The sequence below is a fragment of the Enterococcus sp. DIV1411a genome (genome assembly GCF_050531945.1).
Taxonomy (GTDB): domain Bacteria; phylum Bacillota; class Bacilli; order Lactobacillales; family Enterococcaceae; genus Enterococcus_B; species Enterococcus_B faecium.
This window is the reverse complement of the sequence record NZ_CP172892.1, coordinates 487,854-512,726: the sequence shown is the minus strand read 5'-3', so window position 1 is coordinate 512,726 and position 24,873 is coordinate 487,854. Positions and strand designations below refer to the sequence as shown.

Sequence of the window (24,873 nt, the reverse complement as noted above, 5' to 3'; positions counted from 1 at the left end):
TAAAAAGCGTTTACTTAAAGTATTACCTAATTTATTTTCACTGTCAATAAAAAACAAAATTATAATAAGTGTATTTTATAAAAAGAAAAAATATAACTTAAGTTGTTGATAGTAAAGAGATTTATTAACGTAAAAAGAATAATATTTTTTAAAATAACGTATAAAAAAGAGCGTAAAACAAAGTCGTTTGTTTTATGCTCTTCTTTTATTATTTTGTGCTTTTTATTTTATCAAATCACTTTGTTTTTTTATAAAATTTCTGCGCCTAGTGTGGATTCAAAATGTCTCAATGCCCATTCATGTCCAACGGGATCGAAACTTGCCACGGCATCTTTGAAAATATGGAGTTTGTATCCAAGATTATACGCATCGACTGCTGTATGCAACACACAGATATCTGTACATACGCCGGTCAAATAAATATCTGTGATCTGGCGTTCTCGCAAACGGATGTCTAGATCTGTTCCACTAAAAGCGGAATAATGCCGTTTGTCTATCCAATAAACATTTTCCTCTTGCTCATAGTCTTGGTATAAACTTTTTAAAGAGCCGTACAATTCCCGTCCACCCGTTCCTATCACATTATGCGGAGGAAATAAGCGGTTCTCCGGATGAAAGGAATCTTTTGGATCATGCGCATCAATGGCAAAAACGACAAAATCCTTTTGATCAATAAACTTCTTTGTATGAGCAGTCAGCTTTTTTTCAATTACTTGTCCTGCTGTCCCAGTAGTCAGCTTTCCATCCTCTGCAACAAAATCATATGTGTAGTCAATCGAGATCAATGCGTTCATCTTAGTCCTCCTTATACGAGATGTTTGACAAATTCGATCACCATTTCTGCTGATCGTTTGCCTGCGTCTTCGATAAATTCGTCAAAGCTTTGTGTCGCCGAGTGATCTGCTGTGTCGCTCATTGCACGTACGATCAAAAATGGGATATTGAACTGACGAGCTGTTTGTCCAACAGCGGCTCCTTCCATTTCGCAAGCTAATGCTTCAGGGAAATTCGTTAAGATTTCTTTGATTTTATCTGGCGAGTCGACAAATGTATCACCTGTAACGATCAATCCTTCTTTTGCGTTCAAATTCGTTGCTTTTGCTGCTTTAACCATTTCACTGCGCAAATATGTGCTTGCTTCATAATATAGAGGCATTCCTGGTAATTGTCCTGGTTTGTAGCCAAATCCTGTTGCATCTGCATCAAAATAAGCTACTTTGTCTGATATAACGATGTCACCTACTTGTAAGCCTTCACCGATTCCGCCAGCTGAACCTGTATTGATCACCATGTTCACGCCGTATTGTTGGATCAACAGACTTGTGGTAATAGATGCTAAGACTTTTCCTATACCGGAACGTACAACGATCACTTCGTGGTTACCTAATGAACCTGAAATAAATAAAGCGCCTGCGCGTTCCCATGATAATGGTTCGCTTAGGTTCTCTCTCAAAATTTTTACTTCTTCTTCCATTGCGCCGATAATACCGATTTTCATCTCTTTAATTCCTTCTTTCTATATAAATGCGATTGCTAAAAAAACCACACATAACATTAGGATAACAATAATAAGAGATTTCATCAAAAAAGAGTTCCATTTGGTCGTCTTTTCCCGTTCGCTGATCCTTGTTTTCGTGATTGGTTTATTCTTTTTGCTTTCTTTACGATAAAAGCTAGCAATCTTTTTTTCTTCTTGCTGATAAGCTGTTTCTGCTTTTCGCTGTTTTTTTAATGACTCGCTTGCTTGTGCTTGTTGTCGCTTGCGAAGTTCGCTTCGCGTAATAAGCGGTCCTTTGGCCATAAGCCGATCCCTCTACTTTCCTTTGGTCAATAGTTCCCAGTATTGAATCGCATAAATCGTCTTTGCATCACAAATCAACTGATCTTTCATCGCTTGTTGCGCCTCTTCAAGAGTTAGATGATACAACTCCAGTACTTCGTCTTCATCTTGTGCTAAAGGATTCTCGACCTTCTCCACCCCTTGTGCATGATAAATATGAAGGACTTCATTTGCAAAACCTGGTGAAAGATACATCGAAGTAAGATGGCTCAGCGACTTCGCACGATAGCCAGTTTCTTCTTCTAATTCTCTAGCTGCTGTCATTTCGGGATTTTGTCCTTCTCCTGGATCGATTTTTCCAGCTGGAATCTCCAAAATCACTTTTTCTAAAGGTTTTCGAAATTGTTTGACAAGAAGCAGACGATCTTGTTCGTCAAAAGCAATGATCCCAACACCGCCAGGATGAAATACCAGTTCTCTCTTCGAAGTTCCTCCATCTGGCAAACGAACTTCGTCTACAGCAACATCAATAATTTTTCCGCTATAGATTTCTTTGCGACTGATTGTTTTTTCTTCAAATTGCTCATTGTTCAGCATATCTTCTCCTGCTTTCTTTGTAATCATAACTGCTTTTTTTTCATTTTTCAATTTTTCTCAAAAATTCCTTATTATATAAATTGAGTTAAATTGTATTCGTTTTTCCTCCTATAGGCGTATACTAAAGAAAACACTTGAGGAGTGGGGAACATGGAAACAGAACGCCAAATCCGTGAATTGGAAAAAGCGATGAATACGACAGACAACCGCCGGTTGTACGAGCGTTTCCTGGCAGTCAAGTTGGTTCTTGAAGGCCACACCCGGAAAGAAGCCGGGCACACCATCGGCCGCGACGAGCATACTGTCAGCCACTATGTGAAAAACTACTGCCATAATGGAATCCAAGGTTTAGTCTCCAAAAAACAAAGCGGACGACCTTCACGGCTGACAGATGAACAGGAAGCGGAACTGGTCCAAATCGTCGCCTACCACACTCCGGAGGAAGTAGGTTTCAAATCCCGTGCCAATTGGACATTGGCGATTGTGTGTGACCTGATTCTCCGGGAATGGAGTTATGGATATACGCAAAAAGGCGTGGCGGACCTCCTTCACCGGCTAGGACTAAGCTGGACCCGTCCGACGTATACCCTCAAAAAAGCGGATTCCAAGAAACAACAGGTATTTTTGGAAGAAACCTTCCCGAGCCTAAAAAAAAATTGCTGAATAGCGATATTGACCACCTCCTATTCGAGGACGAAACCATGATCCGGGATTACCAAGCCATTGGCTGCACCTGGTTTCTCCGCGGCCACCAGCGAAAAATCCCCACTTATGGACAACACAAAGGGGTAAAATTGATAGGCACCTTGGATTATGAAACCGGTCGGATCATTTGTACAGAAGAAGGGGCATACGACGCAGCGGCCTTCCTCCGTTTTCTGGAGCGGACGTTGCGGGAATACCCCACCGGAAAAATCGTGATGGTATTGGATAATGCCCTTATCCACCACGCCAAGCTGATCCAGTCTTTTCTTGAAGAAAACGCTAGGCGCCTGGCACTCATCTTCCTCCCTCCCTACAGCCCTCAGTTGAACCTAATGGAAGGCGTTTGGAAGTGGCTCAAGGAATCGGTCATCAACAATGTTTTTTTTGACCACGTCCAGAAAATCAAACAGTCGGTCCGCGGTTTCTTAGCCGATGTAAACGAGCGTCCCCTTGAGGTGATTGACCGACTGTGCGTGCGGATGTAAAGTATTTAATTCAACCTATATAGTTTACCATAGATAAACCTTAGATTTTCTCTAAATATAGAAAATCCTTCTTTAGTCCGATACTCTTTCTAGTAGTCCGTATGCTAAAATAAGTATGTAATCGAATAACGAAAAGAATTCAATACTCAACGATAAATGACATGGAGGGTTTATTATGATAAAACGAAATTGGCCGTGGCTTCTAGCATTGGTCTTGCTATTTCTCTTTGTCCGAAACAATAGTTTTTCTTTTGTTCTAGGACTTTTATTGATAGGTGTAGTTTTAGTTTTGTGGGGACTCTTTGGTTCGCGCAGGAAAAAGGGAAAACAAGAAGAAATTCCTGCACTGACTGACGAACTTGAAACTCACTATGAAAAAAGCGGTATGACAGCGAATGAAATTTCATTTTTTCGACAAACAATGAATCAAACAAAAAATGAGATCAATCAATTGCAAATGAATATGCAGCAGACAGCCAAACTTAAAGCAATCGATCTCCGCCATGATCCAGTCAAAGCAGCAAAAGCTTTATTCAAAGAATTGGTGAAAGAACCAAACCGACTGCATGAAGCAAGTCAGTTTCTTTATACGCATCTGCCGAATCTAGTTGATTTGACAAATAAGTATAATGAGATCAATGACCATGAGATCAAAAACAAACAGACCTATGAAAAACTAGAAGAAAGCGCGCAGATCATCGACCAGCTGTCAGCTTTAATCGCACAAGATTATCAAAAATTCGTTGCTGAGGATCTAGATGATATCGATGTAGAGATATCTGTTGCGAAACAGAGCTTAAAGCGTGATAATAAATATGAACCAGAACAAAAGGATTAACTCTTTTGTTCATAAAAGAAGACTCGGAACATTCAGATGATGTCTGGCTGTTTCGAGTACTTTTTCTAAAGTAGAGACATTCATGTAAGAATCGAGAACAGATTCAACAAGGAGGAATTTTTTATGGATCATAAACCGACTGAAACAAAAGATGTTACACCAGTTAACGATACACTTGAAGATTTATTGAACAACCCGTTTTCAACTCCAATAGATACGCTGACCACTTCACAACAAGCGGAGATTGATCAGCTCCAAGAGCAACAGACAGCTGCTCGTTTAATTGACAAACTACCGGCGGAACGCCAAGAACAAGCTAAACAGCTAGCAGCAAAAATCGATGCTAATGATGCACAGTCTGTCATCAGCTACGGATCGGCTGCCCAAGCAAAATTAAGTGAATTCTCACAATCGATGTTGAATCATGTGCAAGCACAAGATATTGGTCCTGTAGGAGATTCCTTAACTGAACTGATGTATCGTCTCCAAGAAGCCAATCCTGACGAACTGCGTGCCGGAGAAGGGAACATCTTCCAGCGTGTCTTCGGGAAGGTCAAACAATCGATCTATGAAGTGACAGCAAAATATCAAAAGATTGGTGCACAAATTGACAAGATTTCAGTGAAATTAGATAAAGAAAAAGACGGTCTGCTAAAAGATAATCTGATGTTAGAACAGCTTTACCAGAAAAACAAAGACTACTTTGATGCACTGAATATTTATATCGCTGCTGGAGAATTGAAAATGGAAGAACTTCAAACAACGATCATTCCAGAAGCGATGAAAAGAGCAGAAGAAACTGGCGATCAGATGGATGTTCAGATTGCCAATGATTACACGCAATTCCTAGATCGTCTGGATAAACGTACGCATGATCTTCGCTTAGCTAGACAGATCACGATCCAGCAAGCACCACAAATCCGTTTGATCCAAAACACAAATCAGGCCTTGGCTGAAAAGATCCAAGCATCTATCGCTACAGCCATTCCGCTGTGGAAAAACCAAGTCGTGATCGCATTGACCTTGCTTCGTCAAAAAGATGCAGTAACTGCTCAACGCCAAGTCTCTGAAACAACAAACGACTTATTGAAGAAAAATTCAGAAATGCTGAAAATCTCAGCCATCGAAACAGCGAAAGAAAATGAACGTGGAATCGTGGATATCGAGACCCTTCAAACCACTCAAAATGATTTGATCGAAACAATCCAAGAGACATTGCGTATCCAAAAAGAAGGAAAAGAAAAACGTCGTCATGCAGAAGTAGAGCTTGGACACATGGAAGAAGATCTGAAACAAAAACTGTTGGATTTAACCCAATAGATCACCTTTCGCTTGTTACTAAAACAAACGCCCATCAACAGTGTAATAAACTGTTGATGGGCGTTTTTCTTATCTTTCTTCTAACTTCTCCATTGGAGTCTATTTCTCATTCATCTTGCTGTGTCCATAGCCATAGCCAAAATAAATGATCAGTCCAATAACCATTACGATACCGAACACGATCCATGTCACAGTTTGCAGACGAAGCATCAATACAATACAAGTCAAGATGGAGACGATTGGCAATAGCGGAACGAATGGCACTTTGAATTCTCCAGCTTTTGGCTTGCCAAACATTTTTCTCAACTTCAGTAAGCCTAGACTAACAAGCATCAAATAGGCGAGCGCCATGATATTCGTTAGTTCCGCTAATACATTCAATGGGAAAAATCCGGCAAAGAATACAGCTGCCACACCAGCGGCATAAGTCGCTTTTTTCGGTGTACGATGCTTTTGATCGATTTCTGTCATAAACTTAGGAAGTAAGCCATCCTTGCTGACAGCAAACAGTAAACGAGCAAGTGAATACATCATCGAGATCGTTACCGTCAGTAGCGTTAAAATTGCCCCTACAGCGATCACCGCGCCCACTGTTCCATGTCCTACATACCTCATTGCAAAAGCCACTGGGTCATTGACTCCTAGTTCAGTATACGGAACGATTCCTGTCAAGATCAGCGTCACGATGATGTAAAGGACAGTAGCAATCAGTATCGAACCAATGATTCCTCTTGGCACATCTTTTTGCGGGTTTTTGACTTCCTCGGCTGCCATTGCAACGGCATCAAATCCCAAGAAAGCAAAAAACACAAGAGCTGCACCATCTAGCACACCGGAAAAACCAAAAGGCATGAATGGCTGCCAGTTATCAGGTTTAACGAAAAATATTCCTACAATGATAAACAACGCGATGATACCAAATTTGACATATACCATGGCATTATTCAAACGTAATGCTTTCTTGGCTTCAAGCGACACGATGTAAGTGACGAATATCACTACGAGCACCGCAATCAAGTCAATGTATGTACCATTTTCCGGATTGTACCCGCCAGTTAATGCTTGTGGAAGTTCGGCCCCTAAACTTTTCAAAAAACCTTGCATATAGCCAGACCATCCGGAAGCAACAGAGGAAACTGCTAGTAAAAATTCCCCGATCAACAACCACCCTGTCAGCCAGGCAGCAAATTCACCAAATACAACATACAGATAGGCATATGGCCCACCAATCACTGGCACTCGCGAAGCAAATTCTGCGAAACTTAATCCAGACAAAATGACAACGATTGCAGCTAAGACAAATGAAAGTGACAGTGCTGGACCAGCATTTTGATTGGCCGCAACCCCTGTCACCACAAATATTCCCGTACCGATGATCGCACCAATTCCAAGCATGATCAAATCAGACGTTTTTAGTTCTTTTTTCATCTCACTCGTATGATTGAGATTGATCTCTTTCTTACGAAACAAATCCATTGAAGTTCCTCCCCATTTTAGGTTGGAAAACAGCGATTAAACTGTTTTCATATACCCTAAAAGGATACCACCTAAAATGACTAAAAGGCAACCAACAATAACATAAATGAGCTCTTTTTTCGTTTTTCTTTCGCCAAGGATGAAAATCCCACCTAAAGTAGAGATAATGATCCCCATTTGTGAAAGTGAGAAGCCAACAGCTAAACCAAGTGATTTGACTGTTAGAAGCATGCAGATGTTTCCTAAGCCCCATAATAATCCACAGATCATGTTTTTCCACACAAACTGATCGACTTTAACTTTACGGAAAGCAAAGAAGCTTGCGCCTAAGATCATTCCGATACTTTGAGGTAAGATAATTGACATCGCATCCAAATTCGCCCAGTTGACGATGATGGTATATACACCATAACCAATCGTAGAGAAGATCAATGCTCTAAAACCCTTACCAAAATCAAGCATTTTATTATCTGTATCTATTTTTCCTTCGTCATCTTGTCGGGCAGTCAAATACGCACCGCTTACAAGAAGAGCTAAAGCAATAATACCGTATACATAATCTTTCGTTTGTGTCCATTCATGGAAGAAAACGGCTCCCGCAATCGTATTCAAAATTAATTGAAAACCAGTAGACAATGGTAACCCTACAGAAACACCCATGTACTTCATTCCATGGAACTGTCCATTTTGTCCAACACTCCAAGCTAAGCCGGATAAAAATCCGATCAAGAAAATCCAAGGGGTGATTACAGGACTAACAACGAAAAAGACAACTAAAGAAAACAGAAATGCACCGATCGTCATTCCTAGTGTTTGTTGATTGGCATCGCCACCAATTTTACCACTTACTAAACCAATACTACCCCATGCCAACATAGGGACTAATGCTATTAAAATTTCCATAACCAATCTCCTTTTATTTCACATGATAAGAAACTTATCAGCGAAAACGTTAACAACACAAGCACTTTTTTTCGTTTCTAACGTTTTTCTAACGTTTTTCATTATAAAAATTTAAGATTGGGAAAAATAAAGTCATTGTTGTCCCTTTTCCTTCAGTTGATTCAGCCGTCAAATGGATACCTAATTTTTCGGCCAGATTTTTTGCTAAATAAAGTCCTAATCCTGTTGAATGTGTTTTGCTAAGTCGACCATTTCTCCCAGTAAATCCCTTATCAAAGATCCGTTTCAAGTCTTCCGCTGGGATACCGATCCCTGAATCTTTAACTGAAAGGCTGACTCCTTGTGCTTCCTTTTCTATGCTCACAATGATGTTTCCGTGATCCGGCGTATATTTGATGGCATTACTAAGCAATTGGTTGAAGATAAAAGCGATCCATTTAGCATCGGTCAAAACAGTATGATCCTCACCAACAATCTCGTAGCGAATATTTTTTTGGATAAAATAATTTGCCTGACTGCGTATCACAGGCTGAATGATTCCTTTTAGTCCATATTCTTGGATGAGGTAGTCCCGCGAGAAACTGTCGAGTCTTGCATAATACAAAACTTGTTCTACGTATTCATCGATTTTTGATAATTCATTTTCTAGTAATGTATACTTTTGATCGTCAATATCGAACTCGATCGAACGAACTAGCAATTTAGAAGCGGAAAGTGGCACTTTGATTTCATGGACCCATGAGTCAATATAATCTTTTTGGTCTTGTTGATTACTGATTGCTGATTGCATTACTTCTTGGTGTTCACGGATCAGCTGATTGATATATTCTTCCACAAGTTTTTCTTCTTCTGTTCGTCCACCGCTCAAATAGTTTTGCAAAGGGGAAGTTTTTTGTATGTCGGCTAATTTTCCCCACCATCTTCTCTTGCTCAAGTAACCACCCAGCAGATAAAAAATCAGAAAGACGCCCTCAATCAAAGCTAAATAAGCAATTGTGCTCAAATCCACTTTGATGTTTGGCGCCAGCCACATCACAAAGATCGTCAATGCAATAAAAAACAGCCATCCCAAGATCAATGTCCACTGATCTTTCAAATATTTAAAAAAATTCATCTTAACCGCTCATCCTTTCAGGGAACGATATATCCCTGTCCTACTTTTGTTTCGATATATCCTTGGATACCTGCCTGTTCGATTTTTCGGCGTAACCGATTTATGTTGACTGTCAATGTATTGTCATCTACAAATCGTTCGTCATCCCACAGTGCTCGCAGCAATTTTTCCCGACTTAAGATCTTTCCATTGTGCTTCATCAAAATAAATAATAGACGATATTCATTTTTGCTCAAATCAATGATCTCTCCGTTGATTTCCATACTTCCGTTGTCAACATTCAACGTAATGCCATTGTGGCTCATCATTTCACTAGATAATTCTGTGTAGTTGTAAGAACGGCGAAGTAATGCATTGATTTTTGCAATCAGTACATCGATTTGGAACGGTTTTGTCACAAAATCATCTGCCCCCATGTTCATAGCCATGATCATATCCATATTCGTATTCCTGCTGGAGATAAAAATGATCGGTACTTTCGATACTTCACGTATTTTTTGACACCAATAATAGCCATCCAAAACGGGAAGATTAATATCTAGTAATACAAGCTGTGGTTCTTCTCTTTCAAAGTCTGAGAACACTTGATTGAAATCGGTCGTTCCAAAGGTTTCAAATTGCCATTTCTCAAGTTCCTCCATGATCAATTGTCGAATGATCTCTTCGTCTTCGACTACCATGATTTTTGCCATAAAAAATCCCTCCATCTTTCTTCTTGCTACTACAATATCAAAGAAGCCCTTGTGAAACAAGTTGGCTTACCTGGAAAATGTCATTTTAGCAAACGTTAAAAAAAACTGGAAATATGCGATTTAATCGCGTTTGTCTCTTCCAAGCAGCTTAAATTTATTATGTTATTCTTAATAATTGGTCTATTATCTGTTATTTTTCCTTAGTTGTTTTTGTCTTTTAAATTTTCGATAACACCAATAACCGAAAAGCGTTAGCACTAGCAATATACCTAGAAGGAGTATAAGTAATCGATAAAGATGGTATTTTTTTGTCTGTTCTATCTTTGAAGAGACTTCTTCTGTAAAGGGAACTCGCCTTCCTGTCACTAGTAATCGGTGAGTGTTCACGGTGTAAGGTGTACAAGTGATAAGTGTGACTAGATCCTGCTTTTCTCTGATTGCTAATGTATTTGTTTTTGTTGGAAGGACAACAATTTTCTCAACGACTTCATAAGCGAGCATCCGACCATACACTTCAAGATAGAATCGGTCATCTTGCTCCATTTCTTCAAGATCCGTAAAGAGTTTTTTCTCAGCAATACCGCTATGGGCGGTAATCACGGAATGTGTACTCTCTCCTCCAGTTGGAAAAGAGGTGCCTTGCAGGACTGTCGCTCCTCTATCTAACAAAAGATCATTCGTTTCATCAAATAAAGGCAAGCTAACATTGATTTTCGGAATATAGATGGCTCCGATCATATGTTGTTCGTAATATTCTTTTCCTGGATTTTGGACATTTCTAACCGCTTGCTCAAAAGGATCTTTGACTTGTCCCATTCCTGGGATTACTGATGTATGAGCAAGCGTCTGATTTTTCTTTTCATGCACTGCTAATTGTTGCTCATGTTTTTCTTCTTTATCGCGTTCAAGCTGCTTTTGATAATTCTCGATCCTTCTTTGATCCAAATAATTGCTGAGAGCATCTGCTAAAAATGGATATGTAAAAACTGCAGCTCCGGCAAGAAACATCACTGCCATAAATAATTGTAATAAAAGACTGATTTGGGTTTGAGGTCTATTACCTATTTTCTTTTTCATTTTCTTCACCTTCTTATTTAAAAAAACTGCAGCAACCTTTATAAAACCGATTGCTGCAGCTTATTTTTGTTGCTTATACTTCAGACTTCATTTTAGATTTACGGTACCAGCTGTACGCTCCAATCATCAAACTTATTCCGATTAGTAAGAATGCCAAGAGCCCGTTCCCACCAGTAGCAGGAAGTGACCCGCGTTTCATATTCGGTACTCTTTCTGGCCCTGGATTTTCTACTCCTACGATCTGAATTTCTTCATTATAGCTTCCATAAGAGATGATAAATTCAGTAAAGGCTGCCTCACCTGTTGGAAGTACATAACCTTCTGGCGCCATGGTCTCTTTCATTTGATAGGTTCCATAATCTAACCCTTGAACCTCAAAGTATCCATTTCCATCTGCGACAAATTCTGTTGCTTGTCCGCTTGTTGCCCACTCAATTCTATCTGCTCCTGATTCATAAACAGCTAAAGGCGACTCCCCTTTATAAAATATTGCGTATTCAGAACGGTCTTCATTCCACAATTCGAATCTTGCATCTTTAAGCAATTCACTGCTTGATGCATCATATTTTTCAAACTTTCTTCCACCTGTTGTGACTTTCTCTGGCGGCTCTACTCCTTCTTCATAATCAAATTCATCATTTCGTCCGATTTCAATAACCGCTGTGTTGTTATGGAAATCATCCGCTTCTAGTTCTGTGGAAACCTTCAAATTATACGTGATCGTTAAATCTCCTCCACGTGCATCTGCTAATCTACCTAAAGTATCTACTTTGGCTACTCCATTTTCTTCTGTCAAAATCGTCACGACAAACCCGTTGTTTACTACTTCTACTATATAATCTTGTCCTTTTGTTAAAATCGTCTCGCCGGCTCGCACTTCTATTTCCTGATCATAATAAGTTAGACCAACTGTAGGCGTATCTGTGATTTTGTAATTTTTGATAACAGCGCTTCCGTTTTCAAGGACAGAATCGATGAAATAAGGAATAGGTGCTGTGATCGTGTAAGAAGCCGTTTTTCCTCTTTCTAGATCAATATAAGAAATCGTTTCTTGTTCTCCAGCTTCATTAATAATCGTTACTTGTCTAAGGTCGCTTTCCTCTACATTCATCTGTTTATCTGCTTCTCTGATTTCGTTTTTCGGATACAAATGCACATCTGTATTGTATGTGTCTTTCTATGTAGAACCATCCCACACACCATCCACCATATCAGGCATCATCACTGGCATCATAACAACCATTGGAGACGCGATTCTGGAAATATGAGCTGGCGAATAAGTTTCTAAGAAAAGATAGACTTTATCTCTAGAAGAAGGTGCTTCTTCCGTCACTTGGACGGTAGAAAATACCGCTTCTCCAGCTTCATTCGTTGTTTGTTTGTCAATACTTGTCAGTCGATATTTTAAAAACCAACTTTCTGTGTGCCGTTTTTGAATCCATTCAATCGCTTCGGCAGAATTAAGACCGTCTTCTCGTTCCGGTGTTAAAGGATTATCTCGAATCAAATCGTAATATACTTCCGTTACGTCAAACAAATCAAAATCGACTCCTGGAATATTTTCTTCACCAAAATCCGTAGAAACCAATCCGCTATTCGGTCGTTCTTCCGGAACAGATGAGAAACCTTTTTTGTGTAATGTAATCGTCACTTCACTTGGTTTTTGTGCGACTTCTTCGGCTTTGACTAGTTTTCCGTTCCCGAAAATCCCTATTCCCGCAGTAACGAGTAACAGTACACTCATTCCCGTGACAATCATTTTTTTATTCATTTTTTTCTCCCCGTTCTTTTTTTATTATTATTTGTCAAATTAAGCGAGACAAAACTTTCCATTTACGTAACTCAAAAAAACTTCTAATGGTGTTTGGTAATTTAGTGATTTTCTAGGGATATGGTTTCTTTTGGACGCAACGGATGAGATGAATCCTTGATTGACTTGGTTGAAGTCCATTTCTTTTGGTAGTCCATCTTTTCGGAGGAGTCCGTTTGAATGTTCATTTAATCCCCGTTGGGAAGGCGTTCCTGGGTCTGCGAAATAAATATCAATATCATTCGTATTACTAATACTTTTCCAATTAGAGAATTCTTTTCCACAATCAAAGGTAATTGATTTGAAAAGATTTTTGGGTACGGATTGAAGCCATTCATTAATCGAATTTTCAATATCAACTGCCTTACGGCCTTCTGGTTTCAAGGCGATAATGGCTTTTGAAAGTCGCTCAACGAGTGTGATGACGGCACTTTTATGGTGGATGCCGACAATCGTATCACCCTCTAAATGTCCAAATTCTTCTTCGAAAACGACATAATCTTTTTTACGTTCAGAAATATTTCTTTTGAATGCCTGTTTTCCACGTTTTTCCTTATAACCATTTGGTTTTCGTTTTCCTTGCATCGGTAAATGTAAAACATTGAATTCTCCCGTCTTAAACCGGCGATAGAGGGTACTTACTGAACAAGAGAAGGTTCGCTCTGCACGGCCAATAATGACGTCTGGGGTCCAACCTTCAGTTGATCTTTTTGCAATGTATTCTTTTTCCTCAGCAGGAAAAATGATTTCGGTTCTCCCACAACGTCGCTTATTTTCTTTGTATTGTTCAAAGTATTCAAGTGCTGTTCCACCACATTTGAGAAAGTTATAGACATTGTAAATTGTTTGGCGTCCACGTTTAAGCTGCTTCGCAACGATAGCAACCGGAGTTTCTTGATGAAAATATGCTTCTATCATTACAAGCTCGTTTGGTGTAAGATGGGTATAAGTCATTTATGTTCACTCTCCTTGTATGCTTTAGCGGGTATTACAATTTGAGTGTAACATAAATGGCTTTTTTATTTGTCTCGCTTAATTATACAAACGGCGTATTAATAAAACAGCACCTAACAATAAAAGAATTCCTAGTAAAGAAATCAACGTTCTTGCTTCATTCGTTTGCGGGAATACGGACCATTTTCCTGATTGACCTGGATTGCTTGGACCACTCGGCTCTTTCGGTTTGTCCGTTGTTTCTTTTACGGTCTCGTTATAAACACGTGGTGTTGCGGATTCATAGGCAGAGACTGGAACTTTCCCGGATTCTAATTCAGCCATCTCCTGTCCGTTAACTACTACATATTGTGGTTGGCCTTTTGCATCCACCCAAAATTCAGGGATGATGACCTCGATTCTCTTACTTGCTTCATCCATCTCGTAACCTTCCACACCTTTTAATTCTTCAAAATAATAGGTGCCAGAAGGCAAGAAACGTTGTCCTGTCGTAACAAGGCCCTCTTTATCCGAAATGAATTTGCTTACATTTTTGTCATTCAAAGGATCATTGTCTGCTGGTTTGATCCATTGATTTTTCAAGTCATTAGCAGGAGCCATATCTAAATAATATTTCTCCCCTTCTATCATCTGATATAGAGCAAAAACAGCACCTTCTAATGGTTTTCCTTTTTCAGTTGTTCCTCTTTGACGTCCATACTTGAAGAAGTATGGATCTCTTAGATAACCGACATTTTTAGGATAGATATGAATCTCTTGCAGTTCCTCGGTTGATTCTGTCGGGTGATAAATTGGCAAAATAGCAGCAATTGGGATAGCTGTCTGATCGATATCAACATCCAATCCAACTTCTGGATCAATCGATTCTTCGAAAATCAAATAAACTGCATCCCGATCTTGGTTTTTCTTAGGTGCTTTGATACGTGCAATCCCGTTTCCTAATCCGCCAACCGTATCTTTCCCAGTTGTTACCGAAGTCCCTATTTGGACAAGCCTTTCTTCTGTGATTAGCTGACGGATATTGTTTCTGTTCGTTTCAGCGATTTGCTGGACGAATTCTTTAGGAGTCATGTTTTCAGCAGCTTTTTTTCATGATAATAATCGGTCATGTCGTAAATGGCAAATGTCGCTCCATTTAGTAGCACCGTCTGTGAAATGATATCTGCTGTTTCCCCTGCTTCCTCAGAGATAGCCAAGCCATCATTTTCATGGTATTCAAATTGATCGTTATAATCGATATCTCGAATCATCCGTTTATGCAACACGAATTCCACGACATCTTCCCCTGATTCTTCTGCCGACATCGCCTGTGGAAGAAGGACTGCTGCAAGCGGTAGTAAAACAAGTAATTGAAGCATCAAACACAACAGCTTTTTCATTACCTTGCTCCCTCCTTTTTAGATTGTCTGACAAACAAACCATAGGCTGCTCCTGCAAGCGCCATGAAGAATGCAGCAAGCAGGATATAGAATAATCGTCCGGATCCTCCTGTAGCAGGCAACGGATTTTCAGGATCGTTCCCGACACTAAGCTGTAATCTGATTCGATTTGTCTCCAAAAGTTCATATTCTAACTCTTGCTGTAGATCAGGCGTCTCTGCTTCTTCGTTTGGATAATACGAAATCTCAACTTTTAGTGTACCCGCTTCTTTTCCTGGAACTACCCGATCATTTTCTATGTCAGGTTCTTCTCGATAACTAATTTCTAAAATAAAGTAACCTGGAAGTTTTCTATAGCTGTCAGGTGACTTCACTTCCTTGATCCGATAGACCCCTTCCAACAAGTCTGAAGCATTGAATAGGGAAGAATCGTTTGGATCTGGTGCCAAGCCTCCCTCGATGATTTCATACTCTCCTGCACTATTTTGTTTCTCAATTGAAAATTCTGCGCCTTCAAGACGTCGGCTATTCATACTGTCAATTTTCAAAAGTTCCAAATCGATTGGCGCTAGTTCATCTTCTAAGGTTACTTGTAGTACTCCATCGATGATTTCATAGCCTTCCGGCAAGGGAGCATTTTCGTCTTCGATGACCGTATCTTCAATGATAAACTTACCTTCTTCATTCAGTGCAAACTGGAACACTTGATCAGATAGCCGATACCCATTTGGTGCGACAGATTCCGAGACCTCATATTCACCAATAGACAGATGCAGAGGTTGGTCGTAATTTAAATCGACATACTTTTCTACTCCTACGGCACGAGAATAGAAGTATCCGATCCCAGGCAAACGTTTCGATTCTTCTGGTTCTAACGGATTACCAGTGTATGCTCGATACAGCGGGAAGGAAGAATCCCCCACTTTCCTGATATCGAAACCTGCACCATCTAATGTATGGCCTTCATGGTCTAATTTTCTAACTCGGATCTCCCGATAATCAAACGTATTGTAAGCAGTGAATGCTACCCATAAACGATCCTCTTCATCTGTTGTATACGTGAGATATTGCCAATTTTCTTCACCTGTTTGCTTGAGCTGGATAGTCCCTATAGCATTATCGTAAAGTCGCAAGACCCATGTGTCATTTTCGTCAGGTTCTTTGAAACCTTCTGGGTTCTGGCTCTCAATGATTTTGTATTCTGCATAGTTGGTAGTTTCTTCACTATCCTTATAAACAAATGAATCTGGCTCTCCGATTGGATGAATAACTTTCTCACCATCCACGATTACATATTTCCCGTCTTCATCTACTGAATAGAACGTGAGTCTCCCTTTCTCTTCCTCTACTTCGTTCACACCAGAAAGCCCTTTCGCTACTGGATATCCGATTTCCAGTCCGTTACCATCTGTTTCATAAAGTTCAAACTCTGCGCCATTGATTGGCATATTACTGCCTTCAATTAGTTTATTGATATTCATGTGGATTGGCTTGAATTCATTTCGCATTTCCAGTTTGACATACAACTCATCATACTCTGTGCCTTCTATGTTGGGCTCTTGTACAACAGAAAGCTTGTGATATTCTCCTTCATAATAGGAATTCGGATCTTTACCTTCCGGTCCGCCGACTCTCGAACCAGATGTATATTCATCTACAAGCTCGTAGTGACCTAACATCTCATCTTCGTTGGCTGCATATTTTTTGATTTGGAATTGATATGTCTCATCTACTAACTGATAACGTGGTGGTCCAGCGATCTCTCTGATCCAAAATATGTCGCTGACTGCTCCAGTTTCATCTCCTAAAATCGGCATCTTCGTTTCAAAGATCGCTATTCCGTCCGTGGTCGTTTTACTTGTTTCGATTGGTTCGGCTTCCCCACTCTCTGGATTTTGGTCATATAATGCAAATTCGACTCCAGCCAACGGCTCGCCATTTTGACCCTTCTTGCTGACTTGGAAATTACGGCCTTTATGTTCGTAACGAATGGAAGGAGATGGGAAATACATCCGTCCAGTAGTGATATCATTCTCATAATCCTCCAGGTTCTGAATATAGGCCATATTGTTCACTGTGTAAAAATTTCCGTCTTGAGCTCCCGCATCAAGTTTTACTTGGTACTTGATCCTGACCATTTCCCCTTCACCTAAAGAAATCGGAGAAAATTTATAAGCTTGGTTTTCCCGTCCGACATACGTTGTCGGAGTCGCCACTACTTCTGGTGGGGCTTGTCCATGACGTTCTTCATCCCATATTTCTGGCTCTTGGTACTTCATGCCGTTTTCTCCTGGATCTAGATGGTAAAACTGAATATCTGCCGATCTGCCAGCTCCAAATGGTGAGACATTAAAACCAGTTTCATCATAAAGTGTGGCTTGCTGGATCGTTCTCTTGAAGGTAGAAGAGATATCCTCCAAGGCTGTAACAATGTCATTCTTGTTGTTCGCATTGTAATATCGCGGTATTACGCCATCTTCTTCTAAATCAGCAATATTTTTCAATACATTTCGTCCAATAGCATCTAGTCGTTGTCTCCCGCTAACGTTTCCATCGATTCCTAAACCAATGGAGAAGATACTTGGCGGGTTCTCTTGATACTTGTTTTTCAGCCAATGATGATAAGCAACTGTGTTGATCGCAGATGACTTTTCTTGCGAAGTAGGACTGCCATTCGTATTGTTATTAGAAGAACCATCACCAACCCAGTGAGTCGCTTTATTATCTCCTTCTTTTACCTCTCCATAACGATAGTGTACTGGATAGGCTACAATTAACTAGACAGAAAAATTAAGGTGTGTAGACTAGAAGAAAACATACCAGGAGGAATTTTTATGTCTAAGAGAACACGAAGAACTTTTTCACAAGAATTCAAGCAACAAATCGTCAATCTTTACTTAGCTGGAAAGCCACGTGTAGAAATCATTCGAGAATATGAACTAACGGCTTCAGCATTTGACAAATGGGTAAAGCAATCTAAAACGAGTGGTTCATTCAAAGAAAAAGATAATCTTACGCCTGAACAAAAAGAATTGTTAGAACTACGTAAAAGAAACCAGCAATTAGAAATGGAAAATGATATTTTAAAGCAAGCAGCGCTGATATTCGGACGAAGAGACAAGTAATCGATGCGAATAAGCATCTTTACCCTATATCAGCGATGTGCAGAATATTAGGTCTATCACGTCAGTCCTATTATTATCAATCAAAACCAAAGAAAGACGAATCAGAACTTGAAGAAGTAGTCGCTGAAGAATTTATCCGCAGCCGAAAGGCCTACGGCTCAAGAAAAATAAAAAAAGCCTTATCAAAACGAGGCATTCAGATCAGCCGACGAAAAATTAGTAGAATCATGAAAAATAGAGGATTAAAATCGAGCTATACTGTTGCTTATTTTAAAGTACATCATTCTACTTGCAATGAAGCCAAAACGACAAACGTATTGAATCGTAAATTCTTAAGAGACAACCCATTAGAAGCGATCGTAACAGACTTGACTTATGTACGAGTCGGGAAAAAATGGAATTATGTCTGTTTCATTTTGGATCTGTTCAATCGAGAAATTCTCGGCTATTCTTGTGGAGAACATAAAGATGCCGTTCTAGTAAAAAAAGCATTTGGCCGTATCAAACAACCTCTGACAGAGGTTGAGATTTTTCATACTGATCGTGGAAAAGAGTTTGATAACCAAGCTATTGATGAATTATTAACAACTTTTGACATCAATCGATCATTGAGTCATAAAGGCTGTCCTTTTGATAATGCCGTAGCTGAATCAACTTATAAGTCGTTGAAAGTAGAATTTGTCTATCAATACACATTTGAAACCTTACAACAATTGGATTTGGAGTTATTTGACTATGTCAATTGGTGGAACCACCTTCGGTTGCACGGTACACTTGGCTACGAGACACCGGTTGGTTACCGTAACCAGAGATTGGCGCAGCGAATCCTTGATAATGAGCTCGGATGTGCTAACGCTAGCGAGGCAGTCTAACTTTAACTGTTAGCTCCTGTCGAAGATCGTCACATCCGAGGAGGCTCATTGTCAAGGACAATCGGAATAGCATACGGAAAGAAGTTCTGCACCTTATAAAATTTGTCAAAAAAACTGTTGCCATTCCAAACACTTCCTTAAATAGCTTTTATTATCCTGAATAATTCATAGCTTTAATTCTTTGGCACATTTTATTGAAATATGTATCACTAATATCCCTATCAACTGATTTTGACTAAAAAGTTACTTCAAACATTCACTGTTCAAAAATATTGAGGAATAAATTTTGGGTGTAAGGCATTTTGAGCATACTTCTCCCTGGATAACTTCCCAGTAAAAAAATCGTTAGATTGTTGGATTAGATCCATTGACTGGCTCGCCTCAGGCGAGCAAAGACCCTGTAGAATTCATTCTGATACACATGATAACTAGATAATTTGAGATAGACTCGTCTACCCGTTTGGACTAATTTCCCAGCAACTTTCAGAAACTTCAATCGAATAGAATGAATGGTCATTCCCTTTTGGACTTCTTCAAAGCCAATCGTTCTTAAGAAGTTGACTAAGTTGTAAGCTATCAAGCTGAGCATCATTCGGACATGATTCTCCAAAAAGCGAGGACTGTCTGTTTTGTCAAAGTAAAAGCCAGCTTTCGCTTCTTTAATGAAGTTCTCCATTGTGCCACGTTTGGCATAGATAGAAAAGATGGTATCAGGAGAAACATTTTCTGATAGATTCGTCACGATAAATTCATGTCGAAAGAGTAGTTCGCCCGCTTCACGTGTTGAGCGTATACACACGCGACGACTTTGTGACCAGGATTGTGCTTGATAAGTGATCGAGAAGTACTGAACTTCTCGTTCTTCCCACTTTTGATTATCGCCATAAAGTACTGATTTCTCAGCTATTTGACCTAGTCTACGATTATTCTTCAGTCGAATAACATAATGACTCTTTTTTGATTCACACGAATCATACACACCAGGTGTAGCGAACCCGCTGTCTCCACGAACCAAGATGTCAGTGTTTGGTAGAGAGTGATTATAGTGCTCTAATAAAGGTGTGAGAAACTCCTTTACGCCTTTTGATGTATATTGATTTCCTGAACGTAGTTCAGCTTTTAAGAAGTCACCAGTCAATCCGTCAAAAGCTACCAATGGATGGTAACCATAGGTTTGGTAGTGTGTATTATAATTCGTTTGTTCTTGGTGACCAAATGTATCTGAATGGGTCGAATCTAAATCAATGATTAATTCCGTATCATTACGGATGAGGCGTGCTTTATCGATAAGTTCTTGGTTCAAAGCTTGAAGTTCATGGATATTCTCCTCAGATAGTCGATCTAAAAATCGGGAAAGTGAAGATTGAGAAGCGAGTTCTTTCCTATCTAAAACAGCTTTAAACACAGGATCTTGTCTCAGGAGATTAGCTGCAGAATCAGCTGAGTAACCAGCAATTAATTGCATAATGAACTGCTCAAGTATGGATAAGTTGTCATGAGTAAAATACGCTCGTTCGTCTTCAATGTGAATGTGTTGCTTAGCCAGTTCAGAAAAACCAAAGATGTTCATCAGCTCTTTCACTAGGACGAGACCCGAATCACTCGATAATTGACCACCTGTATGAGAAATAGTGATATTTGAATTGAATTTTACTTGGTTTTTGTGTAAGCTAGTCATGAAAAGAACTCCTTTCTTTTGGTTGGTTTAGTCACTTTAACCATAGCAGAAAGGGGTTCTTTTTTCATCACTTAACGGGTGAAGATGAAAAAGTAATTGTAAGCTGCCGTGAGGCAGTTTCACATGGTTTTAATTAAAAGTATGAATTATTCAGGATTATAGAAGGTATTGTAAATAATAATATTGACAAAAAGTGACTCAAAATAAAAAAAACCTTACATTATACTGGAATGAACTGTATTGATAGTGTACCTAAAAGCTCTACTGACATAAGATCGTGTAATCGGTAAAGTAATTTTATTAATTATACGGGATGTAATCAATTAGAGAATAAACTAATCATAAAAGGTACTTTTACATTCATAATTGTCGCTTTGAGATTCTACTTTGGTTCACTATCTGACCCAATTGCACATTTTCGATCATTACAAGTATTGGTGTCGTTAGAACAACTAAATAAAAACTAGCGGTAGATTTTTCAGAATCTATGCTAATTTCTGTATGGATGTTCCAGTGATGGCAAATTTCTCTTTTCATTATTTTTCTTGTCGCATGATATGCCTTTTTGTGTTATTCAGTTAAACTATAGAAATTCTTTCCTAGACAGATCTTGATCCCAAATTTTACGTTTTTGAGCATCGATATAGTTTAAAATGACATTACTCATATCTAAAGAGTTTAGATTTTTTAGGACTAAAACTGTCAGTTGTTCTTTTTCTTCTTTCTGTTAAAGTATTGTCGCGACTTTTCGTATACGTTAAGATATGTCGTGAAAAAACAAGTTTTGTGACACAAAAAAACGAATGACTTGAGGAAATCACCTCAATCATTCGTTTAAAATGCTATATATTCTTTAGTTTAAGATACGGAAATTAATGCCATCGACCACACTAGTAGAATGAACGACATTTACTTGGCCTTTTTTTAATTTCGTTATGTTTAGCATATAAAAATATTATAGAGTTTACTTACAATGCTTAAAACATATACTGTATAATCTGATCAATTTTAGCCATGTCTTGCAATGGTAAGTTTTCTATTTTTTTGAGTTTTCGTTCCTTAAAATCAAGAGATTTTAATTGTGAAATAATTACTTGTCCTTTTATATCTAGCTCTTCAGGTAATGAGTAACGTGTCGGTAAATTCTTTATAGTGGAAGTAATTGGACATATGACCGAAAACATTGTTTTACGGTTAAATTCATAACGAGAGACGACTAGTCCTGGTCGTCTTTTTTGAATTTCTTTTCCTACGGAGGGATCAAAATCAATCCATACAATATCACCTTTTTTAGGAATATAAATTCTTTCTTCTGACACTATAAAATTTCTCTCCCTTCAGGAGTTAAATCTTCCCATTCGTCTTTCTCATAATACTCGGCCTCTTCCCCACCACTAAATGGATCTTCAATTTTTGGAACTAACGTAATTGTTCCATCATCAGAATACACAACGATATATTCTTGGTTTTCTGAAGGTTTCTTTCCGTTATCAGAAGGTAAAGTTACCACTACAGAACTTCCTTGTAATCTAGATTTTGTAACAAGCATTATCATCACTCCCTTAATAAAAGTATACTATATAACACTAAGTAACGCAAAATTCCCCTTTGTAAACTATCTAGAAAATTGTTTTGTTTAAAGTATATCTTATTGGATATAAATAGAAATAAATTGTAGCCAGTTCATTTTTTCTTTAACTAAAAAAATAATCCAAGAAACATTGAACCTATGGATCCAAAAGCTACCCAAATACTATAGCTAACCCCCCCGCTACCTTCAATTTTGCAGATAAAACGCTTTGGGAGAAAATCGCAAAGACGACAGGCCATCCTATCATGCCCGATTATAAACAAAAAGCTGGCTATTCCTTTTGCTCTGACAAATTTCAATTGGGAAAGTTCACGAAACTAGCAGGTGAAGAAGTTTCAACTGTTCGGATCAAAGAATGCCCGCTTCAAATAGAAACATTGGTTCAACGAATTTCAACTAGACAAGACTTTGCTATTGTAGAACGTGAGATCGTAGCTATTTTTGTAGAAGAAGGGATTTTACATGATCCAACTCATATCAATGTGGATAAATGGCAACCTCTTATCTATAAATTCAGAGAATATACAACTGCCAACCAGTCGTTAACTTTGAATTTTAGATTCCAAGAATTCAAAGAGTCATAATGATAAACATCGTTAGGTATAAATAAAAAAGACTCGCAGCACGAGTAAAAAACAAATAGAAGCTATACATTAGAAAGGTCGACTGTGACCCTATAGATGCAGTATATGCAGCTTATGAGCATTTCTTCTGTTCTCTTTGTTTTTGGGATCTGTGCTGAAGTCTTTTTCGTTTTTTGCCGCTCTTTCTTTGAAAAATCGATTATGTTATACCTTCTCCATTACTAATTCAGGCATCTGCTGAGTAATGATTTTTCGCGCAAAAGAAATATCTGTTACCCAAGGTTCGATTTGTTCTTCAGTCAAGACAAGCGGCATTCGGTCATGGATTGGTGCGACTGTGCGGTTAGGTTCAGTAGTCATTATGATTGATTCTGCCATTTTTTCATCCTGATGGCTACGATAAAAACCGCCAATATACACTATTTTTTCCTTATTTGAAAACATAAATTTGTCTTTTTCTTCATTCCACTCATAAAAGCCACTCATTGGGAAAACACAACGATTTTGCAAAAATGGTTGATGAAAGGTCTTTTTTTCTTCTACTGTCTCTGCACGGGCATTGATTATCAATTGTCCTTTTTTAAATCCGGTAAATCCCCACTTCATGATTTCCGGAGTGAGGATGTTTTCTTCCTCTTTTCTTAACGTAACAACAAGATTTGAAGGAAAAACTTCTCCAGCTGCTAATTCTGCTGCCTGCTCCGGTTGTTTCTTCTGGGCTTCTCGATAATAATTCTGAAGGAGCTCTGACTCTAGATCAAAAAAATAACGACCACACATCCTAATCCCTCCCAATCTTTTTTTCTATCATACACTGCAACAAGAAGTTCGCACCAACAGAACGCTTTCAATTTGTGTAGAACTAAAAAAGTTGTGACAAGTGACAAACTCTCCAGTGAATGGTATTCTCCTGCCAACTCCTCGGTCACAAGTCACAATATTCAACAAACATGAGAAGATGTTTTTTGAAATTGTTCCTTGTGACCCGAAGTGAAACGGCAGGCTTACGACCTCTGGGTAAACGGTGTTCAAAAGCCAGTTTCTCGGTATTAAGCCAAATTTATGCAAAAATGTAGAAAGCCATTTTCACAAAATTTTTCTTAATACTCGAAACTAAGCGACTTTTTCACAACCTCTTCCTTAAACGGTGTTCAAAAGCTTGCATCTGCGGTAATAAGCCCAACCAAACGAAAAACATGAGCAGCTATTTTTATTTGGCTGTTCTTATTACTTGATGCAGGGCAGCTTTTTCACAACCTCTAATTATTAAAGAACCTTTTGCGAAGTTAACAATCTTTCTTTGATCAATTGAAAATTTTGTCTAAGTAGTGATAGATCCTGTGTGACTTTCAACAATAAGATACTTCCCTGGATTTCAGCAATCAACGCTTTGGCTTGACGGTCTGCTTCTTCATCGGACAGTTTTTCTTCAGAAAGTGCCAGGATATTTTGTTTCGTATACTTGACCCATTGATTGACTAATTCTAGTAGCAACAGACGGTATTCTTCATCCACTGTACTCAACTCAATAATCAAATTACCTACAGGACAGCCATGATAAGTGATCTGTGTCTCATGATCAGCAAAAATCCAGTCCAACATTTCTTCTAATGCTTCTTCTGGCTGTTTTCCAGCATTTAAGATGTCTTCGAACAATTCTGTCTGCCACACGTCCATATGCGCATGGATCACCGCTAGACAAACTTCTTTTTTTGAAGAAAAGTAATAATAAAATTGCCCTTTCCCCGTCTCAGAAGCTGCTAGAATATCTCGGATTGACGTTTCATGATAGCCTTTTTTATAAATAAGATCTTTGGTCGCTTCCAAGATCTTTTCCTTTGTTTTCAATGATATTCTCCTTTTTCATTTCTCATAGTCCTATATTATACAATA

General features: G+C 38.8%; 21 protein-coding genes and 2 pseudogenes. 5 read left to right on the top strand and 18 right to left on the bottom strand.

What is annotated here, in order from left to right:
• Positions 1 to 248 precede the first annotated feature (248 nt).
• From IGJ87_RS02440 to IGJ87_RS02425, 4 genes are read right to left on the bottom strand one after another with little or no spacing between them, the layout of a single operon-like run.
• Positions 249 to 794, bottom strand: coding sequence for a cysteine hydrolase family protein (locus IGJ87_RS02440; RefSeq protein ID WP_002291217.1), 546 nt, complete (start codon positions 792 to 794; stop codon positions 249 to 251).
• 11 nt (positions 795 to 805) lie between these two features.
• Positions 806 to 1,498 carry a 5'-methylthioadenosine/adenosylhomocysteine nucleosidase gene (locus tag IGJ87_RS02435; RefSeq protein ID WP_002291218.1) on the bottom strand — a complete coding sequence of 231 codons (693 nt, stop codon included), beginning with the start codon at positions 1,496 to 1,498 and terminating at the stop codon, positions 806 to 808.
• An 18-nt stretch (positions 1,499 to 1,516) separates the two neighbouring features.
• On the bottom strand, positions 1,517 to 1,801 hold the full coding sequence (macP, locus tag IGJ87_RS02430) for a cell wall synthase accessory phosphoprotein MacP (protein ID WP_002286760.1): 285 nt from the start codon (positions 1,799 to 1,801) through the stop codon (positions 1,517 to 1,519).
• A gap of 12 nt (positions 1,802 to 1,813) precedes the next feature.
• Entirely contained in the window at positions 1,814 to 2,377 is a 564-nt protein-coding gene (locus tag IGJ87_RS02425; RefSeq protein ID WP_002325125.1) for an NUDIX hydrolase, read from the bottom strand.
• Positions 2,378 to 2,527: 150 nt separating this feature from the next.
• Here IGJ87_RS02425 and IGJ87_RS02420 point away from each other — a divergent pair.
• From IGJ87_RS02420 to IGJ87_RS02410, 3 genes are all read left to right on the top strand, one after another.
• A protein-coding gene (locus tag IGJ87_RS02420) for an IS630 family transposase (RefSeq protein WP_113843804.1) occupies positions 2,528 to 3,567 on the top strand; the annotation gives its coding sequence in 2 pieces (ribosomal slippage) (positions 2,528 to 3,025 and positions 3,028 to 3,567; 1,038 coding nt in all).
• 175 nt (positions 3,568 to 3,742) lie between these two features.
• Complete coding sequence (locus tag IGJ87_RS02415; protein ID WP_002286764.1) at positions 3,743 to 4,405, top strand: 5-bromo-4-chloroindolyl phosphate hydrolysis family protein; 663 nt, start codon at positions 3,743 to 3,745, stop codon at positions 4,403 to 4,405.
• 123 nt (positions 4,406 to 4,528) lie between these two features.
• Complete coding sequence (locus tag IGJ87_RS02410; protein ID WP_002318484.1) at positions 4,529 to 5,725, top strand: toxic anion resistance protein; 1,197 nt, start codon at positions 4,529 to 4,531, stop codon at positions 5,723 to 5,725.
• Positions 5,726 to 5,824: 99 nt separating this feature from the next.
• Here the strand turns inward: IGJ87_RS02410 and IGJ87_RS02405 are convergent, their stop codons facing one another.
• From IGJ87_RS02405 to IGJ87_RS02365, 9 genes and pseudogenes are all read right to left on the bottom strand, one after another.
• On the bottom strand, positions 5,825 to 7,201 hold the full coding sequence (locus IGJ87_RS02405) for an amino acid permease (protein WP_002286768.1): 1,377 nt from the start codon (positions 7,199 to 7,201) through the stop codon (positions 5,825 to 5,827).
• Between the two features lie 36 nt (positions 7,202 to 7,237).
• Positions 7,238 to 8,104 carry a GRP family sugar transporter gene (locus tag IGJ87_RS02400; protein ID WP_002286769.1) on the bottom strand — a complete coding sequence of 289 codons (867 nt, stop codon included), beginning with the start codon at positions 8,102 to 8,104 and terminating at the stop codon, positions 7,238 to 7,240.
• A gap of 88 nt (positions 8,105 to 8,192) precedes the next feature.
• On the bottom strand, positions 8,193 to 9,218 hold the full coding sequence (gene sapS / locus IGJ87_RS02395; protein WP_002286770.1) for a two-component system sensor histidine kinase SapS: 1,026 nt from the start codon (positions 9,216 to 9,218) through the stop codon (positions 8,193 to 8,195).
• A gap of 17 nt (positions 9,219 to 9,235) precedes the next feature.
• Positions 9,236 to 9,910, bottom strand: a complete 675-nt coding sequence (sapR, locus tag IGJ87_RS02390) for a two-component system response regulator SapR (RefSeq protein ID WP_002291233.1) — start codon at positions 9,908 to 9,910, stop codon at positions 9,236 to 9,238.
• A 183-nt stretch (positions 9,911 to 10,093) separates the two neighbouring features.
• Positions 10,094 to 10,987, bottom strand: coding sequence for a class C sortase (locus IGJ87_RS02385; RefSeq protein WP_002298884.1), 894 nt, complete (start codon positions 10,985 to 10,987; stop codon positions 10,094 to 10,096).
• A gap of 73 nt (positions 10,988 to 11,060) precedes the next feature.
• Positions 11,061 to 12,758, bottom strand: a pseudogene (locus IGJ87_RS02380) (SpaH/EbpB family LPXTG-anchored major pilin).
• Between the two features lie 39 nt (positions 12,759 to 12,797).
• The gene (locus tag IGJ87_RS02375; protein WP_002325884.1) at positions 12,798 to 13,751 is read right to left on the bottom strand and encodes an IS30 family transposase; all 954 of its coding nucleotides are present in this window, start codon (positions 13,749 to 13,751) and stop codon (positions 12,798 to 12,800) included.
• Between the two features lie 78 nt (positions 13,752 to 13,829).
• A pseudogene (locus tag IGJ87_RS02370) lies at positions 13,830 to 15,130 on the bottom strand (pilin N-terminal domain-containing protein).
• Positions 15,130 to 17,634, bottom strand: a complete 2,505-nt coding sequence (locus IGJ87_RS02365; RefSeq protein ID WP_430609780.1) for a SpaA isopeptide-forming pilin-related protein — start codon at positions 17,632 to 17,634, stop codon at positions 15,130 to 15,132. The pseudogene IGJ87_RS02370 and the gene IGJ87_RS02365 overlap by 1 nt, the downstream one beginning before the upstream one ends.
• A gap of 330 nt (positions 17,635 to 17,964) precedes the next feature.
• Here IGJ87_RS02365 and IGJ87_RS02360 point away from each other — a divergent pair.
• A protein-coding gene (locus IGJ87_RS02360; protein WP_087663845.1) for an IS3 family transposase occupies positions 17,965 to 19,127 on the top strand; the annotation gives its coding sequence in 2 pieces (ribosomal slippage) (positions 17,965 to 18,241 and positions 18,241 to 19,127; 1,164 coding nt in all).
• Positions 19,128 to 19,485: 358 nt separating this feature from the next.
• On the opposite strand, the gene IGJ87_RS02355 is transcribed toward IGJ87_RS02360, so the two are convergent.
• The 3 genes from IGJ87_RS02355 to mazE form a co-directional block, all read right to left on the bottom strand.
• Positions 19,486 to 20,805 carry an IS1380-like element IS1678 family transposase gene (locus IGJ87_RS02355; RefSeq protein WP_113848360.1) on the bottom strand — a complete coding sequence of 440 codons (1,320 nt, stop codon included), beginning with the start codon at positions 20,803 to 20,805 and terminating at the stop codon, positions 19,486 to 19,488.
• A 977-nt stretch (positions 20,806 to 21,782) separates the two neighbouring features.
• Positions 21,783 to 22,124, bottom strand: a complete 342-nt coding sequence (locus IGJ87_RS02350; RefSeq protein WP_002302307.1) for a type II toxin-antitoxin system PemK/MazF family toxin — start codon at positions 22,122 to 22,124, stop codon at positions 21,783 to 21,785.
• Positions 22,124 to 22,354 carry a type II toxin-antitoxin system PemI/MazE family antitoxin gene (gene mazE / locus IGJ87_RS02345; RefSeq protein ID WP_002323011.1) on the bottom strand — a complete coding sequence of 77 codons (231 nt, stop codon included), beginning with the start codon at positions 22,352 to 22,354 and terminating at the stop codon, positions 22,124 to 22,126. Before mazE ends, IGJ87_RS02350 begins: the two co-directional genes overlap by 1 nt.
• Before the next feature lie 287 nt (positions 22,355 to 22,641).
• Between mazE and IGJ87_RS02340 the strand changes: the two genes are divergently transcribed.
• A complete protein-coding gene (locus IGJ87_RS02340) occupies positions 22,642 to 22,980 on the top strand; it encodes a hypothetical protein (protein WP_002286804.1) in 339 nt (112 codons plus the stop codon).
• A gap of 204 nt (positions 22,981 to 23,184) precedes the next feature.
• Here IGJ87_RS02340 and IGJ87_RS02335 read toward each other — a convergent pair whose 3' ends face one another.
• Positions 23,185 to 23,760 (bottom strand): SOS response-associated peptidase, encoded by a 576-nt coding sequence (locus IGJ87_RS02335; protein ID WP_002302305.1) that lies wholly within the window; start codon positions 23,758 to 23,760, stop codon positions 23,185 to 23,187.
• Positions 23,761 to 24,246: 486 nt separating this feature from the next.
• Entirely contained in the window at positions 24,247 to 24,828 is a 582-nt protein-coding gene (locus IGJ87_RS02330) for a TetR/AcrR family transcriptional regulator (protein ID WP_002300332.1), read from the bottom strand.
• Positions 24,829 to 24,873 lie beyond the last annotated feature (45 nt).

Excerpts from the sequence above, each read along its gene's own strand:
- IGJ87_RS02440 (WP_002291217.1), bottom strand. The coding sequence starts at position 794 with ATGAACGCATTGATCTCGATTGACTACACATATGATTTTGTTGCAGAG.
- IGJ87_RS02435 (WP_002291218.1), bottom strand. The coding sequence starts at position 1,498 with ATGAAAATCGGTATTATCGGCGCAATGGAAGAAGAAGTAAAAATTTTG.
- macP (WP_002286760.1), bottom strand. The coding sequence starts at position 1,801 with ATGGCCAAAGGACCGCTTATTACGCGAAGCGAACTTCGCAAGCGACAA.
- IGJ87_RS02425 (WP_002325125.1), bottom strand. The coding sequence starts at position 2,377 with ATGCTGAACAATGAGCAATTTGAAGAAAAAACAATCAGTCGCAAAGAA.
- IGJ87_RS02415 (WP_002286764.1), top strand. The coding sequence starts at position 3,743 with ATGATAAAACGAAATTGGCCGTGGCTTCTAGCATTGGTCTTGCTATTT.
- IGJ87_RS02410 (WP_002318484.1), top strand. The coding sequence starts at position 4,529 with ATGGATCATAAACCGACTGAAACAAAAGATGTTACACCAGTTAACGAT.
- IGJ87_RS02405 (WP_002286768.1), bottom strand. The coding sequence starts at position 7,201 with ATGGATTTGTTTCGTAAGAAAGAGATCAATCTCAATCATACGAGTGAG.
- IGJ87_RS02400 (WP_002286769.1), bottom strand. The coding sequence starts at position 8,104 with ATGGAAATTTTAATAGCATTAGTCCCTATGTTGGCATGGGGTAGTATT.
- sapS (WP_002286770.1), bottom strand. The coding sequence starts at position 9,218 with ATGAATTTTTTTAAATATTTGAAAGATCAGTGGACATTGATCTTGGGA.
- sapR (WP_002291233.1), bottom strand. The coding sequence starts at position 9,910 with ATGGCAAAAATCATGGTAGTCGAAGACGAAGAGATCATTCGACAATTG.
- IGJ87_RS02385 (WP_002298884.1), bottom strand. The coding sequence starts at position 10,987 with ATGAAAAAGAAAATAGGTAATAGACCTCAAACCCAAATCAGTCTTTTA.
- IGJ87_RS02375 (WP_002325884.1), bottom strand. The coding sequence starts at position 13,751 with ATGACTTATACCCATCTTACACCAAACGAGCTTGTAATGATAGAAGCA.
- IGJ87_RS02355 (WP_113848360.1), bottom strand. The coding sequence starts at position 20,805 with ATGACTAGCTTACACAAAAACCAAGTAAAATTCAATTCAAATATCACT.
- mazE (WP_002323011.1), bottom strand. The coding sequence starts at position 22,354 with ATGCTTGTTACAAAATCTAGATTACAAGGAAGTTCTGTAGTGGTAACT.
- IGJ87_RS02340 (WP_002286804.1), top strand. The coding sequence starts at position 22,642 with ATGCCCGATTATAAACAAAAAGCTGGCTATTCCTTTTGCTCTGACAAA.
- IGJ87_RS02335 (WP_002302305.1), bottom strand. The coding sequence starts at position 23,760 with ATGTGTGGTCGTTATTTTTTTGATCTAGAGTCAGAGCTCCTTCAGAAT.